At 67.6% G+C, this 14,817-nt stretch carries 20 protein-coding genes; 19 read left to right on the top strand and 1 reads right to left on the bottom strand.

The annotated features are described in order from the left end of the window. Nucleotides 1-81 precede the first annotated feature (81 nt). From ffh to AC5RT8_RS04275, 14 genes are all read left to right on the top strand, one after another. On the top strand, nucleotides 82-1,665 hold the full coding sequence (gene ffh, locus AC5RT8_RS04340) for a signal recognition particle protein (RefSeq protein ID WP_494094446.1): 1,584 nt from the start codon (nucleotides 82-84) through the stop codon (nucleotides 1,663-1,665). 50 nt (nucleotides 1,666-1,715) lie between these two features. Continuing rightward, on the top strand, nucleotides 1,716-2,258 hold the full coding sequence (locus AC5RT8_RS04335; RefSeq protein ID WP_494094445.1) for an NUDIX domain-containing protein: 543 nt from the start codon (nucleotides 1,716-1,718) through the stop codon (nucleotides 2,256-2,258). 8 nt (nucleotides 2,259-2,266) lie between these two features. Continuing rightward, nucleotides 2,267-2,869: an alpha/beta fold hydrolase gene (locus AC5RT8_RS04330; RefSeq protein WP_494094444.1), complete on the top strand. Its 603-nt coding sequence runs from the start codon at nucleotides 2,267-2,269 to the stop codon at nucleotides 2,867-2,869. An 8-nt stretch (nucleotides 2,870-2,877) separates the two neighbouring features. Then, on the top strand, nucleotides 2,878-3,372 hold the full coding sequence (locus tag AC5RT8_RS04325) for a GNAT family N-acetyltransferase (RefSeq protein ID WP_494094443.1): 495 nt from the start codon (nucleotides 2,878-2,880) through the stop codon (nucleotides 3,370-3,372). 21 nt (nucleotides 3,373-3,393) lie between these two features. Further along, nucleotides 3,394-4,203 (top strand): VOC family protein, encoded by an 810-nt coding sequence (locus tag AC5RT8_RS04320; protein ID WP_494094442.1) that lies wholly within the window; start codon nucleotides 3,394-3,396, stop codon nucleotides 4,201-4,203. A gap of 194 nt (nucleotides 4,204-4,397) precedes the next feature. Further along, nucleotides 4,398-4,805, top strand: coding sequence for a 30S ribosomal protein S16 (gene rpsP, locus AC5RT8_RS04315; protein WP_227923663.1), 408 nt, complete (start codon nucleotides 4,398-4,400; stop codon nucleotides 4,803-4,805). Between the two features lies 1 nt (nucleotide 4,806). After that, nucleotides 4,807-5,049, top strand: a complete 243-nt coding sequence (locus tag AC5RT8_RS04310; RefSeq protein WP_494094441.1) for an RNA-binding protein — start codon at nucleotides 4,807-4,809, stop codon at nucleotides 5,047-5,049. Nucleotides 5,050-5,208: 159 nt separating this feature from the next. Further along, on the top strand, nucleotides 5,209-5,769 hold the full coding sequence (rimM, locus tag AC5RT8_RS04305) for a ribosome maturation factor RimM (RefSeq protein ID WP_494094440.1): 561 nt from the start codon (nucleotides 5,209-5,211) through the stop codon (nucleotides 5,767-5,769). Further along, a complete protein-coding gene (gene trmD, locus AC5RT8_RS04300) occupies nucleotides 5,770-6,549 on the top strand; it encodes a tRNA (guanosine(37)-N1)-methyltransferase TrmD (RefSeq protein WP_494094439.1) in 780 nt (259 codons plus the stop codon). Between the two features lie 245 nt (nucleotides 6,550-6,794). Next, nucleotides 6,795-7,154, top strand: coding sequence for a 50S ribosomal protein L19 (gene rplS / locus AC5RT8_RS04295; protein WP_494094438.1), 360 nt, complete (start codon nucleotides 6,795-6,797; stop codon nucleotides 7,152-7,154). Nucleotides 7,155-7,159: 5 nt separating this feature from the next. Continuing rightward, the gene (gene lepB / locus AC5RT8_RS04290; RefSeq protein ID WP_494094437.1) at nucleotides 7,160-7,870 is read left to right on the top strand and encodes a signal peptidase I; all 711 of its coding nucleotides are present in this window, start codon (nucleotides 7,160-7,162) and stop codon (nucleotides 7,868-7,870) included. 11 nt (nucleotides 7,871-7,881) lie between these two features. After that, nucleotides 7,882-8,640 (top strand): signal peptidase I, encoded by a 759-nt coding sequence (gene lepB, locus AC5RT8_RS04285; protein ID WP_494094436.1) that lies wholly within the window; start codon nucleotides 7,882-7,884, stop codon nucleotides 8,638-8,640. Further along, the gene (gene rnhB / locus AC5RT8_RS04280; RefSeq protein WP_494094435.1) at nucleotides 8,637-9,416 is read left to right on the top strand and encodes a ribonuclease HII; all 780 of its coding nucleotides are present in this window, start codon (nucleotides 8,637-8,639) and stop codon (nucleotides 9,414-9,416) included. The genes lepB (AC5RT8_RS04285) and rnhB overlap by 4 nt, the downstream gene beginning before the upstream one ends. A gap of 7 nt (nucleotides 9,417-9,423) precedes the next feature. Beyond that, nucleotides 9,424-9,744 carry a DUF2469 domain-containing protein gene (locus AC5RT8_RS04275; protein ID WP_227901490.1) on the top strand — a complete coding sequence of 107 codons (321 nt, stop codon included), beginning with the start codon at nucleotides 9,424-9,426 and terminating at the stop codon, nucleotides 9,742-9,744. Nucleotides 9,745-9,747: 3 nt separating this feature from the next. Here AC5RT8_RS04275 and AC5RT8_RS04270 read toward each other — a convergent pair whose 3' ends face one another. Beyond that, nucleotides 9,748-10,332 (bottom strand): GNAT family N-acetyltransferase, encoded by a 585-nt coding sequence (locus tag AC5RT8_RS04270; protein WP_494094434.1) that lies wholly within the window; start codon nucleotides 10,330-10,332, stop codon nucleotides 9,748-9,750. Nucleotides 10,333-10,376: 44 nt separating this feature from the next. On the opposite strand from AC5RT8_RS04270, the gene AC5RT8_RS04265 reads away from it, so the two are divergent. The 5 genes from AC5RT8_RS04265 (at nucleotide 10,377) to AC5RT8_RS04245 (ending at nucleotide 14,813) form a co-directional block, all read left to right on the top strand. Continuing rightward, nucleotides 10,377-10,964 (top strand): 2'-5' RNA ligase family protein, encoded by a 588-nt coding sequence (locus AC5RT8_RS04265; protein WP_494094433.1) that lies wholly within the window; start codon nucleotides 10,377-10,379, stop codon nucleotides 10,962-10,964. Nucleotides 10,965-11,092: 128 nt separating this feature from the next. Then, the gene (locus AC5RT8_RS04260; RefSeq protein ID WP_494094540.1) at nucleotides 11,093-11,458 is read left to right on the top strand and encodes a YraN family protein; all 366 of its coding nucleotides are present in this window, start codon (nucleotides 11,093-11,095) and stop codon (nucleotides 11,456-11,458) included. Then, the gene (locus tag AC5RT8_RS04255) at nucleotides 11,458-12,999 is read left to right on the top strand and encodes a YifB family Mg chelatase-like AAA ATPase (protein ID WP_494094432.1); all 1,542 of its coding nucleotides are present in this window, start codon (nucleotides 11,458-11,460) and stop codon (nucleotides 12,997-12,999) included. The genes AC5RT8_RS04260 and AC5RT8_RS04255 overlap by 1 nt, the downstream gene beginning before the upstream one ends. Beyond that, nucleotides 12,996-14,237, top strand: a complete 1,242-nt coding sequence (dprA, locus tag AC5RT8_RS04250) for a DNA-processing protein DprA (protein WP_494094431.1) — start codon at nucleotides 12,996-12,998, stop codon at nucleotides 14,235-14,237. The genes AC5RT8_RS04255 and dprA overlap by 4 nt, the downstream gene beginning before the upstream one ends. 48 nt (nucleotides 14,238-14,285) lie before the next feature. Next, nucleotides 14,286-14,813: a methylated-DNA--[protein]-cysteine S-methyltransferase gene (locus AC5RT8_RS04245; protein ID WP_494094430.1), complete on the top strand. Its 528-nt coding sequence runs from the start codon at nucleotides 14,286-14,288 to the stop codon at nucleotides 14,811-14,813. The last annotated feature ends 4 nt before the right edge of the window (nucleotides 14,814-14,817 follow it).

Raw genomic sequence — 14,817 nt, 5'->3', positions numbered from 1 at the left:
CAAATAGCCGGACCGGCTTGGTACCCTTAACAGCTGGGCCTGCCAACATGGCGAAGAACTGACGAAAGAAGTGCGCGGCACGTGTTCAATTCACTGTCTGACCGGTTGACTTCAACCTTCAAGAACCTCCGCGGCAAGGGCCGGCTGACCGAGGCCGACGTCGACGGCACCGTACGCGAGATCCGCCGCGCCCTGCTGGACGCCGACGTCGCCGTTCCCGTGGTGCGGGCCTTCGCTGCCTCCGTCAAGGAACGCGCCCTCGGCCTGGAGGTCTCGCAGGCGCTGAACCCGGGCCAGCAGGTCGTCAAGATCGTGAACGAGGAGCTCAAGGGCATCCTCGGCGGCGAGACCCGGCGGCTGCGGCTGGCGAAGAACCCGCCGACCGTCATCATGCTCGCGGGCCTGCAGGGCGCCGGTAAGACCACCCTCGCCGGCAAGCTCTCCAAGTACCTGAAGTCCCAGGGCCACAGCCCGCTGCTGGTCGCAGCGGACCTGCAGCGCCCCAACGCCGTCCGCCAGCTGCAGGTCAACGGCGAACGCGCCGGCGTGCCCGTCTACGCTCCGCACCCCGGTGTCTCCTCCGAATTCGAGGCAGCCACGGGCGACCCGGTGGCCGTTGCCCGCCAGGGTGTCGAGGAAGCACGCACCAAGCTGCACGACGTCGTCATTGTCGACACCGCCGGCCGCCTGGGCGTGGACGCCGAACTGATGCAGCAGGCAGCAGACATCCGCGCCGCGATCACCCCGGACGAAGTGCTGTTCGTCATTGACGCCATGATCGGCCAGGATGCCGTCAACACGGCCCAGGCCTTCAACGAGGGTGTGAACTTCACCGGCGTGGTCCTCACCAAGCTCGACGGCGACGCACGCGGCGGCGCCGCACTGTCGGTGGCCTCGGTGACCGGCAAGCCGATCATGTTCGCCTCCACCGGCGAGGGCCTGACCGACTTCGAGGTCTTCCACCCGGACCGCATGGCCAGCCGCATCCTGGACCTCGGCGACGTCCTGTCCCTGATCGAACAGGCCGAGCAGACCTGGGACAAGGACGAAGCCAACCGGATGGCGAAGAAGTTCGTCGACCAGGAGGATTTCACCCTCGACGACTTCCTCGCCCAGATGCAGCAGATCCGCAAGATGGGCTCCATGAAGAAGATGCTCATGATGATGCCCGGCGCCGCCGGCATGCGTGAGCAGCTGGAAAACTTCGACGAGCGGGAAATCGACCGGGTGGAGGCCATTGTCAGGTCCATGACCCCGCATGAACGGGTTGCCCCCAAGATCATCAACGGTTCCCGCCGCGCCCGCATCGCCCGCGGTTCCGGTGTGCACGTCTCCGAGGTCAACGGCCTGCTGGAGCGTTTCACCCAGGCGCAGAAGATGATGAAGAAGATGGCAGCCGGCGGCGGCATCCCGGGCATGCCCGGCATGGCAGGACCCGGCGGCTTCGGCGGTGCGCGCAAGAAGCAGCAGGCAGCCAAGGGCAAGAAGAAGGCCAAATCCGGCAACCCGGCCAAGGCCGCGCAGGAGCGCGCCGCCGCGGAGGCCCGGGCCGCAGGGGCCCGCAAGGCCCTTCCCACCGGCAGCGCCTTCGGCGGCCAGGACGCGGACTTCGACCCGTCCTCGCTGAACCTGCCCAAGGGCTTCGATAAGTTCCTCGGCAAGTAGGATCCGGCCATCCCCGGCACCGCTGAGGTTCGGCAAAGGAGGGGGCCAGCATGGCGGCACAGGGGCTAAGCGGCTATTACGGGTCGGTCTTCCGGCGCAGCATCACCGCGCACGTGCTGATCCGCACCAGCGATGACCGGGTGCTGCTGCTGCGCAGCGGCGGGGCCTGGGAGCTGCCCGGCGGTGTCGTGAAGAGCGGGGAAGACCCGCGCTCGGCCGCCCGCCGGATGGCCCGCGCCACCCTGGATCCGGAGTTCGACATCGGCCGGGTCCTGGTCCTGGACTATGTGCAGGGCGTCCGGGGGCAGGGGGATTCCATTGCCTTCCTGTTCGACGGCGGCACGGTGGCCACCTCCGTCACGGGCTTCACCGGAGCCGGAGGGGAGTGGGAGGCCCGCTTTGTCCCGCTCGCCGGCCCGGACGGCGGGGAACCGGCCAAGCAGTGGGCCGCTGCGCTGGAGGCCCTGGAACTGGGCGCCGTGGTGGAACTGGTCAACGGTGAGCCTGCCTCCGCGGGGCCGGTTGCCGCGCCGCCGTCACTGCGCAGGATGATGCCGCCGCTGGAGGGCTTCTCCGGAGTTCTTGGACAGTAGGAGTGGGTGTGGCTCGGGAACGGGTGGTGTTTGTACACGGCGCGGGCAGCTTCGGCGCCGCTGCCTGGCCGCGGCAGCACGGACTTGCCCTTGATTATGACTGCCTGTTCCTGCGGCGCCACGGCTTTGGCGCCGCCGTCGGACCGGTGCCCGAGGACCTGGCTGCCGACATCGCGATCATCACTGAGGAACTGGCCGGCGGCGGGCACCTGGTGGCGCATTCCGCCGGCGCGGTTCCGGCCATGCTGGCCGCCCTGCAGAACCCGGCGAGGGTTTCGTCCCTGGTCCTGTGCGAGCCGGCCGTCTTCTCCCTGACCCGCGACCTCCCCGCCACCACGGCGCACCGGAACCTGCTGCAGCCGCTCTTTGAGGCTGCCCCCGAAAAAGGTCTTCCGCCGTGGGAAGAACCGCTGGACATTGTTCCGGGCGTCCCCACCCTGGTCCTCACCGGCGGATGGGAGCCGTTGTATGAGGAAGTGGCCGAATTCCTGGTCTCCACCGGAGCCGATCACCGGCAGGTCGGCGGGAACCACCGCCCGCAGGACACCGACGCCGGGCGGCAGGCCATCCGGGACTTCCTCGCCCGGGGGCACCGGACCGGTGACAGCTGATGGGCGGGGTGGCCATCCGGAGCGCGGGCCCGGGGGACCTGGCGTTCCTGCCCGCACTGGAGGAGGCTTCCGACACCCTGCTGGAGACAACGCTGCCGGCAGCTGCCGAGCTGCCGCCGGCGGCACAGCTTCCGGAGTTCGCTGCTGCCCTGCACATCCTGGTGGCAGGCACCCCGCCGGTGGGGTTCGCCCGGCTGGAGGAGTGTGACGGCCAGGCCCACCTCGAGCAGCTTTCGGTGCATCCCGGCTCCGCGGGTGCCGGCGTGGGACGGGCGCTGGTCGAGGCCGCCCTCGACTGGGCCCGGCAGCAGGGGTACACCTCAATGACCCTGTGCACGTTTGCGGATGTGCCGTTCAACGCTCCGTTCTACGCCCGCTGCGGCTTCGAGGTCGTCAGCGAGCCCGTCGGGGAACTGGCCGCGGTGCGGCAGCACGAAGCCGCCCTTGGTCTGGATGCGCTGGGCCCCCGGGTCGCGATGAGGGCAGCACTGGCCAATACGTGAAGCTTCAAGTAAACTCGTTACATGAACCTTCAAGTAATAGACCGGCTGCCCAACGAGCTCACCATGGGAACGGTGATGCTCAAGGTGGGCGACCTGGCGAAGGTCTCGGCCTACTATCAGGGTGCCCTCGGGCTGGACGTGGTGGCAGAGGCCGACGGCGGGATGTACCTGGGCCGGGGTGCCGTGCCGGTGGTCCATCTTGCCTCCGCCCCGGGCCTGCAGGTCGCCTCCCGCGGAGAGGCCGGCCTGTTCCACACCGCCATCCTCTTTGACACCCAGGCGGACCTCGCCGCCGCTGTTGCCTCCGCCGCCCGGCATGACCCGTCCGCCTTCGCCGGCTCTGCCGACCATCTGGTCAGCGAAGCGTTCTACTTCACCGACCCCGAAGGCAACGGCATTGAGCTCTACTATGACAAGCCGCGCAGCACCTGGAACTGGGACGAGACCGACACGGGCAGGGAAGTGCGGATGGCATCGCTGTCCCTGCCCCCGCAGAACTACTTCCGCACCCACCTCACCGAAGCGGCACTGGAGGGACTCCACGGTGCGGGCGCCGGCGTCGGGCACGTCCACCTGCAGGTAGGGGACACGGCAACCGCGGCCGCGTTCTACGTGGACACGCTAGGGTTCGAACGCACGGCCGGCTTCCACGGGCAGGCCCTGTTCGTTTCCGCCGGCGGCTACCACCACCACATGGCCATGAATGTGTGGAACAGCCGCGGCGCCGGCCCCCGCCGCGACACCCTGGGCCTGGGGGAGGTGCTGATCAGCGTTCCCTCCGCGGACGACGTCGCGGCGCTGGCGGACCGGCTGCGCGTCGCCGTCGGCTGATTTCGCCGCCGCCGCGCCTGCAGCCGGGCGAGTCGCGAAACAAGGAGTCATCTGGCACAATGGTCAGGTACTCGATCTGCGCGGCCCCTCTCTCCGTGCATGCATCTTGTCCTTTTGAACCCCAACGTTATGGCCCGCCCCACGGGAGCAGAAGTACGGGTTCGCCCCATTTCAGATCAGGAGTGACCACAAAAGTGGCCGTAAAGATTCGCCTTAAGCGCCTTGGCAAGAAGTTCTCAGCACACTACCGCGTTGTTGTCATGGATTCCCGTGCCAAGCGCGATGGCCGTGCCATCGAAGAAATCGGACTGTACCGTCCGACCGAAGAGCCCTCGTACATCGACATCAAGTCGGACCGTGCGCAGTACTGGCTCGGCGTCGGCGCCCAGCCCACCGAGCAGGTCGCAGCACTGCTGAAGATCACCGGTGACTGGCAGAAGTTCAAGAACATCGACGGCCAGGAAGGTACCCTGCGTACCAAGGCCCCGAAGGAAGCCTTCGTGGCTCCCGAAAAGAAGTCCGTGATTGTCCCCGAGGCCATCACCCCCAAGGCCAAGAAGGAAGAGGCCCCCGAGGCCTCCACCGAGGCTGAGGCAGAGTAACTTGCTCGCTGAAGCGCTGGAGCACCTCGTGCGCGGAATCGTCGACAATCCTGAGGATGTCGTCGTTTCCGCCAAGAGCAACCGCCGCGGGGAAACCCTCGAGGTTCGGGTTCACCAGGACGACCTCGGCCGGGTCATCGGCCGGCAGGGACGGACCGCACGCGCACTGCGCACGGTCATCGCAGCCCTTGCCAACGGTGAGCAGGTCCGGGTGGACGTAGTGGACACGGACCGGCGCCGCTGATCCGGTAAAGATCACCGACGGCGCTGCGGAAGCGAACAGTTCTTCATTGCAGTAACAGCAGTACACAGGATCCGGCCCCGACACCAGATAATGGTGAAGGGGCCGGATTTTTTTCAGGCCGGCCAAGCCAGGCAACGAAACCCCCACAGAGGAGAATCCATGCAGTTACAGGTGGCACGCATCGGCAAGCCGCACGGCATCCGCGGTGAAGTAACCGTCCAGGTGCTGACCGACGCACCTGCAGACCGCTTTGTCCCGGGCACCGAACTCACCGTGGAGCCGGCCGCCAAGGGCCCGCTGACGGTCAGCAGCGCGCGCTGGAACAAGGACATCCTGCTGCTGGGCTTCGAGGAAATCGCGGACCGCAACGGCGCCGAGGAACTGCGCGGCGTCAAGCTGTTCATCGACACCGAAACAGTGGACGAGGACGACGACGACGAAGGCTGGTACGAGCACGAACTGGTGGGCCTGAAGGCCCGGGTGGGGAACGACGTCGTCGGCACCGTCAGCGCCCTGCGCACCCTCACGGTCCAGGACCTGCTGGTGGTCGAGGACAGCCGCGGAGAGGAAATCCTCGTACCCTTCGTCGAGGCGATCGTCCCCGAAGTGAACATTGAGGACGGCTACGTGCTGCTCACCCCGCCGGAGGGCCTGTTCGAGCTGAATAAGCCCGAGGACCGCAAGGCAGCACCGGCCGAAACGAAGGAAGCCGGACAGTAAGTGCGCATCGACGTCGTCAGCATTTTTCCCGAGTACCTGGCAGCCCTGGAGCTGTCACTGATCGGCAAGGCCCGGACCGAAGGCCTGCTGGACCTGGCCGTCCATGACCTGCGGGACTTCACCACGGACCGGCACCGCACCGTCGATGACACCCCGTACGGCGGGGGAGCGGGCATGGTCATGAAGCCCGAACCGTGGGCGCAGGCCCTGGACGCGGTGGCCGGCGACGGCGACGGGCGGCCGGTCCTGATTGTTCCCTCGCCTGCCGGTGCCGTCTTTACCCAGGCCATGGCCTACGAGCTGGCCGAGGAAAAGCACCTCGTCTTCGCCTGCGGCCGCTACGAGGGCATTGACGAACGGGTCCTGGAATGGGCAGGGGAACGCTTCGACGTCCGCCCGGTCAGCCTGGGCGACTACGTGCTTAACGGCGGGGAAGTGGCGGTGCTGGCCATGGTGGAGGCCGTGGGACGGCTGGTGCCCGGCGTCGTCGGCAATCCCGAGTCTCTGGTGGAGGAATCCCATTCGGACGGACTGCTGGAATACCCGGTCTACACCAAGCCCTCCGACTGGCGCGAACGTGCCGTCCCCGAGGTCCTGCTCAGCGGAAACCACGGCAAAATTGCCCGGTTCCGGCGGGATGAACAGCTGCGGCGCACCGCGGCACGCCGGCCCGACCTGATCGAAAAGCTCGATGCCTCTTCGCTGGACAAGGCGGACCGCGCCACCCTGGCGGCGCTGGGCTATGACGTCCGCGACGGAAGGGTCTGCCCGCCCGCCTGAGCGCAGCGGCGCCGCGGCAGCACCGGATTGGTGCCCTTCCACCGCATATGGCAAAATAGGGAGTTGTGTCATCTGGGTCCGTACCTGCCACAGGGGGAACGCGGCCAACAGATATGTACACACCGGCAATCCATCCTAGGTCCTGCCGGTCTCTAGCTTCGACAGCATCCGTGCAGCCTTCGGGCGCATTCTTGCTGCCGTTACCAAAGTGAATGACCTGTGGCGTTCACCAGGAGTGATACACCATGCACATCCTAGATTCTGTTGACGCAGCCTCCCTGCGTACGGACATCCCCGAGTTCCGCGCCGGTGACACGGTCAAGGTTCACGTAAACATCATCGAAGGCAAGAACACCCGTGTTCAGGTCTTCCAGGGCTTCGTGCTCAAGCGCCAGGGTGACGGCCTCCGTGCGACCTTCACGGTCCGCAAGGTCAGCTTCGGCGTCGGTGTCGAGCGTACCTTCCCGGTACACTCCCCGGTCATCGACAAGGTAGAGGTCGTCTCCAAGGGCGACGTCCGCCGCGCGAAGCTGTACTACATGCGCGACCTGCGCGGCAAGGCAGCCAAGATCAAGGAAAAGCGCGACTTCCGTCCCGCCAAGTAATTTACTTGACTGCAGCATCCGCCTCCGGGGGTCCCCCCGCGAAGCACGCGAAACGCCGGTCCCGGTTTGTGGGCTGGCGTTTTGTGCTATGTGCTCTCGCCGCGGCCGTGATCCTGGCCGCACTCGTCCGGGCCTTCCTGTTTGACGTCTTCTACATCCCCTCCGATTCCATGCAGCCGCTGCTGGAACCCGGGGACCGGATCCTCGTTTCCCGCACCGCGTACGACACGGCGGAGATCCGGCGCGGCGACGTAGTGGTGTTCGACGGCCGGGGCTCCCTCGCACCCCTGCACAGCGGACGTCCGGCGCTGGCCGACGCCGCGGTCACCGTAGGGCGCTGGCTCGGCCTGGCCGGCAGCGACACCGTCTACGTGAAACGGGTCATCGGCGTGCCGGGCGACCATGTGAGCTGCTGCTCCGACGGGGATCCCCGGATCACGGTCAACGGAACTCCGGTGGAGGAACCGTACGTCTACCCGGGGGACACCCCCAGCGACTCCGCGTTCGACGTCGTCGTTCCGGAGGGCAGGCTGTGGCTGATGGGGGACCACCGCTCAGTCTCGGCGGACTCCCGCTCCCTGCTGGGGGCTCCCGGCGGCGGCCTGATTTCCACCGAACGGGTTATCGGAGAAGCCCAGCGGATTCTTTGGCCGCTCGAACGCAGTACCAGTATTGACCGGCTATCCTTAGGAGCCGAGTGGAACACGGAGAAATAAGAGGAAACGCAATGTCGCAGCAACCGGACCAGTCCCCGAACGGGACGCCCGGCTCCGGGGACCAGCGGGATCACGGCGCCCACGTGCCGAAGGAGAAAAAGCGCGGCTTCGGAGCCTGGCTGAAGGAAGTCCTCACCATCGTGGTGATAGCGCTCGTGCTGTCCTTCCTGATCAAGACCTTCCTTTTCCGGGCCTTCTACATCCCGTCCGGGTCCATGGAGGAGACGCTGGAGATCAATGACCGCATCTTCGTGAATCTCCTGGTCCCCGAACCCATCGACCTGAACCGCGGTGACGTGGTGGTCTTCAAGGACACCAAGGGCTGGCTGCCGCCCACCGCGGAGAAGGCAACCAACCCGGTCCGCGAGGCGCTGACCTTCGTGGGGCTGCTGCCGGATGAGTCCCAGCAGCACCTGGTCAAGCGGGTCATCGGCACCGAGGGCGACCACGTGGTCTGCTGCGACGCGGACGGCAGGATCACCGTGAACGGCGAGCCGCTGGACGAGCCCTACCTGTACCCCGACGCTGCGCCTTCCGACATCCCCTTCGACGTAGTTGTTCCCGAGGGGAAGGTCTGGGTGATGGGGGACCACCGCAATGCCTCCGCGGATTCACGCGAGCATCAGTACGGCGAGGGCAGCGGTTTCGTCGACGTGTCGGACATCGAAGGCAAGGCAGTGGTCACCGCCTGGCCGCTGAACCGCATCGGCGGGGTCAGCAGCTATTCGGAGGTCTTCGAGGACGTCCCCGAACCGAGCAGCGGACAGTGACTTCCACTGCCAAGGCACCCACCCTGCGGCACGAACGGACGTTCGCTGCCTCGGGGCACCGGATTCTGGCCGGCTGCGATGAAGTGGGCCGCGGTGCCCTGGCCGGACCCGTCTCGGTGGGCCTGGTGGCCGTGGACCTGGCCAGCGTACGGTCCCTCAAGGGCGTGCGGGACAGCAAGCTGCTCTCCGTGGCGGACCGCAATGCGCTGGTTCCGCAGATCAAGAAGTGGGCCCTGGCCTGGGGTGTAGGCCACGCGACCGCCGCCGAGATCGACCTGCACGGGCTGACGGCTGCGCTTCGGCTGGCCGGCACGCGCGCCTGGGACCAGGTGTGCCAAACGGTGCGTCCCGACGTCGTGCTTTTGGACGGCAACTACAACTGGCTCTCACCCGAGCGGCAGGGGAGCCTGTTCGACGAGTTAGACGGCTTCGACGATGTCGGGGGAGCGGCAGGGGCTCCTGCTGCGGCCGCAGGTGAAGGCTGCACGGCACCGGTATTTACCCGGATCAAGGCGGATATGCAGTGCCTCAGCGTGGCGGCCGCCAGCGTCCTGGCGAAGGTTGAACGCGACGCCATGATGATAGAGTTTGCCGCTTCGAACCCGCACTATTCGTGGGAGATCAACAAGGGATATGCCACCGGGTCGCACCGAGCGGCCATCGACGTCCACGGACCCACGCCGCTGCACCGCATGTCCTGGCGGCTGGGCTCGAAGCCGCGTCCGGGCGAACCGGTAGCGGAGGCCGGCGACGACCTAAGCACAGTTGGGGGATGATAGGAACATGAGCGCCGAAGACCTTGAGAACTATGAAACGGACATGGAGCTCCAGCTGTACCGGGAGTACCGCGACGTCGTCGGTCTGTTCAGCTATGTCGTGGAAACCGAACGCCGTTTCTACCTGGCCAACCACGTTGACCTTCAGGCCCGGTCCGCCGACGGCGAGATCTACTTCGACCTCACGCTGCAGGACGCCTGGGTCTGGGACGTCTACCGGTCCGCCCGGTTCGTCAAAAGCGTGCGCGTGATTACGTTCAAGGACGTCAACGTGGAGGAACTGACCCGCAACGACGACCTCACCCTGCCCAAAGCCGACGAACTCTAGGGTCTATCCCGCCTTGACCGGCAGCAGCCTTTCGGCCGTCTCCGCCCAGCTCACCGACGGCTCCCGGGGATCCTCCCGGGCGAGGCTGGAAATCCAGCCCTCCACCATCTTTCCGCGGTGGTTGAGCAGATACGGCACGGCAACCGGCTGCGGGAAACCGCAGCGCCAGACCGTCTTGTAGCTTCCGACGTTCCCGGTATTGGCGCTCCAGGTCACCACCTCCCATTCCAGATGGTCGAAGGCATGGCCTACCGCAAGCCGGACGGCACGGGACATGAGCCCCCTGCCGCGGTACTCCGGCGAGGTGACGAATCCCAGGGAGCCGGACGCCGCACCCTGGAAGCGCAGGTCGATGGTTCCCGCGTAGCTGCCTTCGAGGTCGAGTGCCCAGGACACCGCGTCGTCCTGCGGTACCGAGATGGCTGCCAGATACTCCGCCGCCATGTCGCGGGTGTAATCCAGCGGGACGGTGGTCCACTGGATCGACAGGGGGTCAACGCAGCGGGCGTGCACGGCGTCAAGGTCCGCCGCGGTGTGCGGGCGGAGCAGGAGGGTGCCGTCGTCCAGCGACGGGATGTCGAAAGCCATGCGGACAGCGTAGCCGACGGCGGATGCGGCCTAGACTAACCGGCATGTCCGCATCCCGCCCCGGCTTCGATGCCAACCTCCGGCTTTACGCCCAGATGCAGCCCGACGGTCCCTCACTGGCCCATCTGGTGTCACTGCAGGAGGCACTGCCCGCCGGCGCCCGGCTGGTGCCGCGGCGCCAGCTGCACCTGACCCTGATCCACTTCGGCAAGGTGCTGGACGTCCACCGGATTCTTTCCCGGCAGTCGGGTATTTCCCTGCCGGACTATGAGCAGCTGCTCACCGGGTACATTGCCCGGACGGAGGCACTGCTGCCCCCTGAATCCTTCCGCCTCGAACCGGCGGGACTGGCCGGGTTCGGTGCCAGGGGATCGACGCTGGTGGTGGAATACCTGCCCACGCCGGAACTCACGGCGCTGCACGGGCAGCTGTTGGCGGTGCTGGTGGAATTCCTGGCCGCATGCGGGGTCCGTGATACTGCTGCCTTCATGGCGGCGGACCCGAACTTTATGTTCGCCGCGACCCTGCGCCCGCACATCACCCTGGCCCGGCGGTTCGAGGGTGCCCTGCCGGCGCCCATGCTGGAATCCGTCACGCTGACGCCGATGCCGGTGGTGTATCCGGGACACTGAGCCGGGCGCTGAGCCGGACCGGCCCAACCCGGGCCTGTTCCTCCACAGGGACGGCGTGGCTGCTGCGGCGGGGTCTTTTTCCACACTGCGCCGTTCCCTGCTGCCGGGTCCCGTCCGTGGCGGCGACTGTGGTGGACATGAAAGCCAAAGACATCCTGGGCAGCCGCGGAGAAGAGCTCGCGGCGCGGTATCTGACCGAGGCGGGGCTGCGCATCATCGACCGGAACTGGCGGTGTCCGGAGGGTGAAATCGACCTGGTCGCGGTGGACGGGGCCACCCTGGTGGTGGTGGAAGTGAAGACGCGGTCCTCGCTGGACTTCGGGCATCCGTTCGAGGCAATCGGGCCGGCCAAACTCGCCCGCCTCTATCTGCTGGCGGGCGCCTGGGCTCGGGCCAACAGCCGCTATTTCACCCACCGCCGGGTCGACGCAGTGTCGATCCTCGATGACGGTACCCATCCGCCCGTCGTGGAGCACCTGCGGGGGATCTCCTGATGGGACTCGGACGGACCTACGGGGTGGGGCTGGTCGGGCTGCAGGGCAGGATTGTTGAGGTCGAGGCGGACATCGGCCAGTCCCTGCCCTCCTTCGTCCTGCTGGGCCTGCCGGATGCCTCGCTCAACGAGGCCCGCGACCGGGTGAAATCCGCGGCAAAGAACGCGGGGCTTCCGCTGAGCCGGCGCCGGATCACCGTGAACCTGATGCCGGCGGATGTACCGAAGCACGGTTCCGGTTTCGACCTGGCCATTGTCGTTGCCGCTCTGTGCGCGGGCGGGGTGCTCCGAAGCCCGGGCCGGTGCGTCTTCCTGGCCGAACTCGGGCTGGACAGCAGGCTCCGGCCCATCCGGGGCATCCTTCCGGCGGTGATGGCCGCGGTGGCGGCCGGCTACACGCAGTTTGCGGTAGCGGCGGAGAACGCCGCCGAAGCTGCGCTGGTTCCCGCCGCGCAGGTGCGGGGGTACACCTGCCTGGCCGAGGTGGCGGCCGATCTCGGCGCCAACCCCGAACAGCTGAGCTATCCGCCGCCCGTGGCCCGGACCGGCGATGATCCTGAAGAGGACACACCCGCCTTACGGGTTCCCGATCTTGCAGACGTGGCAGGGCAGACCGAGGCCCGGTTCGCCCTCGAAGTGGCCGCCGCCGGAGCGCACCACCTGCTGATGACCGGTCCGCCCGGAGCGGGAAAGACCATGCTGGCGGAACGGCTGCCGGGCATCCTTCCTGACCTTCCCGACGACCAGGCAATGGAAGTCACCGCCATCCACTCCCTGGCCTGGCAGGGGCGCCCCTGCAGTTCCCTGCTCCGCCGGCCGCCCTTTGAGAGCCCGCACCATACCGCCTCCACCGCCGCCGTAATCGGCGGCGGTTCGGGTATTCCCCGTCCCGGTGCCGCCTCCCGTGCCCACCGCGGCGTGCTGTTCCTCGACGAAGCCCCCGAGTATGAACGGCGGGTCCTGGACGGGCTGCGCCAGCCGCTGGAAAGCGGGAAACTGGTCCTGCACCGGGCCGCCGGTACTGCGGTGTACCCGGCCCGTTTCCAGCTTGTCCTCGCCGCGAACCCCTGCCCCTGCGGACTGGCCGCAGGCAAAGGATTGGAGTGCACCTGCACCTCAACGCAGCGGCGCCGCTATTTCGGCCGGTTGTCAGGGCCGTTGCTGGACCGGGTGGACCTGCAGCTCGCGGTCCAGCGGGTCTCCCTGGGCGATTACTTCGGCGCCGAGGGCAGTGAAACCACGTCCACGGTGGCCGCCCGGGTGCGGGAGGCCCGGCGGTTGCAGCGGGACCGGCTGGGGCCGCTGGACTGCGAAACCAATGCGGGGGTTCCCGGCACACTGCTGCGCAAGAGCCTGCGGCCGCCGTCCAAGGCGACTGCGGCACTGGACCGTGCGATGGAACGGCAGCTGCTGACGGCACGCGGCTATGACCGGGTACTGCGGGTGGCCTGGACCGTCGCCGATCTTAACGGGCACGGAGCCCCGGACGCCGACGACGTCGGGCAGGCGCTGGCCTTCCGCCGGCAGGGAGCAGCAGCATGAGCGTCGATGATGTGGTGACGGCCCGGGCGGCGTTGTCCCGGCTCTTCGAACCGTCGGACACGGTGGGCCTGGCCCTCGTGGCAGCCGCCGGCCCGGTGCAGGCCCTGCAGGTTGCCACCGGAGCCGTCGCCGCATCGCCGGAACTGACCTCTGCCACCGCCCGGTACCTATCCCCGGACGGCGGCCAGCCAGGTGCACTCGCCGAGGCACTCCAACGGTGGGCTCCGCGGGTGCCGGAGCTGGCCCCGGAGCGCGACCTGGCCGCGATACGCCGTCTGGGCGGTGAGCTGCTCGTTCCGGAGGATTCCCGCTGGCCGGAGCAGTTGCGCCATCTGGAGACGGGGATGCCGTTGTGCCTGTGGGTACGCGGAGACCTGGCCGGGGGGCTGCCCGTACTGGAGCAGACAGTGGCGGTGGTCGGTTCCCGGGACGCCACCGGATACGGCTTATCCATCGCGGGGGACATTTCGGCGGGACTGGCTAACCGCGGATACACAGTGGTCTCCGGGGGTGCCTACGGGATTGACGCCCAGGCCCACCGTTCCGCACTCGCTGCTGCCCCTGCCGAAGCTGCAGCCACCATCGCCGTCATGGCCTGCGGAGCCGACAGGTTCTATCCGGCCGGCAACGAAGACCTGCTGCGTGCCGTTGCCGACCGCGGGCTGCTGCTGTCCGAGGTTCCGCCCGGCTCGGCACCCACCCGCTGGAGGTTCCTGCAGCGCAACCGCATCATTGCGGCTCTGAGCGCCGTCACCGTGGTGGTGGAGGCCCGGTGGCGGTCGGGCGCGTTAAATACTGCGCACCATGCGGCGGGACTGGGGCGGGAGGTCGGTGCCGTGCCGGGATCGGTGTACTCGGCCAACTCCGCCGGCTGCCACCGGCTGCTGCGTGACGGGAGCGCAGTCTGCGTGACCGATGCGCAGGAGGTTGCCGAGCTGGCCGGACCGCTGGGCACCGCCGTGCCGGACGGCACCGCATCGGTCGATGCCGGCTGGCCCGGGGAGCAGGGAGAGCCCGGCAGCGGGGGCGTAAACCGCCGGGCTGTTCATGACGGATTGAACATCGAGGACCTTCTCCTGCTGGATGCACTCCCCGTCCGCAGCGGAACCTCCATCGACAAGCTGGCATCCGTTGCCGGCCTGTCCCCGCCCGGAGTGCGGGCCGGACTGGCGCGGCTGGAGCTGGAAGGCCTCGCAGTTCGGTACGGCACGGATCTGTGGCGCCGCGGACGGCACTAGCTTCACCCCTGCCTTCACTCACTGCTTTACCCAGGAAGGAACACCATCATGGTTACGCATAAAATCATCACCTCCCCGATAGGGGTGCTCACCCTCGTGGCACTGGACGGAGTCCTGGCATCGGTGCGGCTCGGACCGCCGCCTGCACCCGCCGGGGGAAGCACACCCTACGGGATAGCTGCGGAGGAAGGGTTTGAAGATATCGAACGGCAGCTGGCGGAATACTTCGAGGGCAGGCGGTGCTGCTTCGAAGTGGACACCAATCCGCAGGGCACCGAGTTCCAACGCAGGGTGTGGGAACAGGTAGCGGGCATCGGCTACGGGCGGACCGCGAGTTACAAGGAGGTGGCGGTGCGCCTCGGTGATGCAGCCAAGGCGCGGAGCGTCGGCGCCGCGCTGGCCCACAACCCCCTGAACCTGGTTGTTCCCACCCACCGGGTGGTCGGCTCGCGCGGAGCCCTGACCGGATACTCGGGCGGGGTGGACGCGAAACGGTACCTGCTGGACCTGGAGCGCGCACCGCAGACAGAGCATCTGCGGCGCAGCTGTCTGCGGACCGACAGCGTGCCTGCTTGAACGC

Source organism: Arthrobacter sp. Ms25, assembly GCF_059090365.1.
This window is presented reverse-complemented; position numbering and strand designations above follow the sequence as displayed.

Coding starts and splice junctions, on each gene's coding strand:
- AC5RT8_RS04320 (WP_494094442.1), top strand. CDS start 3,394: ATGAACCTTCAAGTAATAGACCGGCTGCCCAACGAGCTCACCATGGGA.
- AC5RT8_RS04245 (WP_494094430.1), top strand. CDS start 14,286: ATGGTTACGCATAAAATCATCACCTCCCCGATAGGGGTGCTCACCCTC.
- rimM (WP_494094440.1), top strand. CDS start 5,209: ATGCAGTTACAGGTGGCACGCATCGGCAAGCCGCACGGCATCCGCGGT.
- dprA (WP_494094431.1), top strand. CDS start 12,996: ATGAGCGTCGATGATGTGGTGACGGCCCGGGCGGCGTTGTCCCGGCTC.
- AC5RT8_RS04335 (WP_494094445.1), top strand. CDS start 1,716: ATGGCGGCACAGGGGCTAAGCGGCTATTACGGGTCGGTCTTCCGGCGC.
- AC5RT8_RS04270 (WP_494094434.1), bottom strand. CDS start 10,332: ATGGCTTTCGACATCCCGTCGCTGGACGACGGCACCCTCCTGCTCCGC.
- AC5RT8_RS04275 (WP_227901490.1), top strand. CDS start 9,424: ATGAGCGCCGAAGACCTTGAGAACTATGAAACGGACATGGAGCTCCAG.
- rplS (WP_494094438.1), top strand. CDS start 6,795: ATGCACATCCTAGATTCTGTTGACGCAGCCTCCCTGCGTACGGACATC.
- lepB (WP_494094436.1), top strand. CDS start 7,882: ATGTCGCAGCAACCGGACCAGTCCCCGAACGGGACGCCCGGCTCCGGG.
- AC5RT8_RS04255 (WP_494094432.1), top strand. CDS start 11,458: ATGGGACTCGGACGGACCTACGGGGTGGGGCTGGTCGGGCTGCAGGGC.
- AC5RT8_RS04265 (WP_494094433.1), top strand. CDS start 10,377: ATGTCCGCATCCCGCCCCGGCTTCGATGCCAACCTCCGGCTTTACGCC.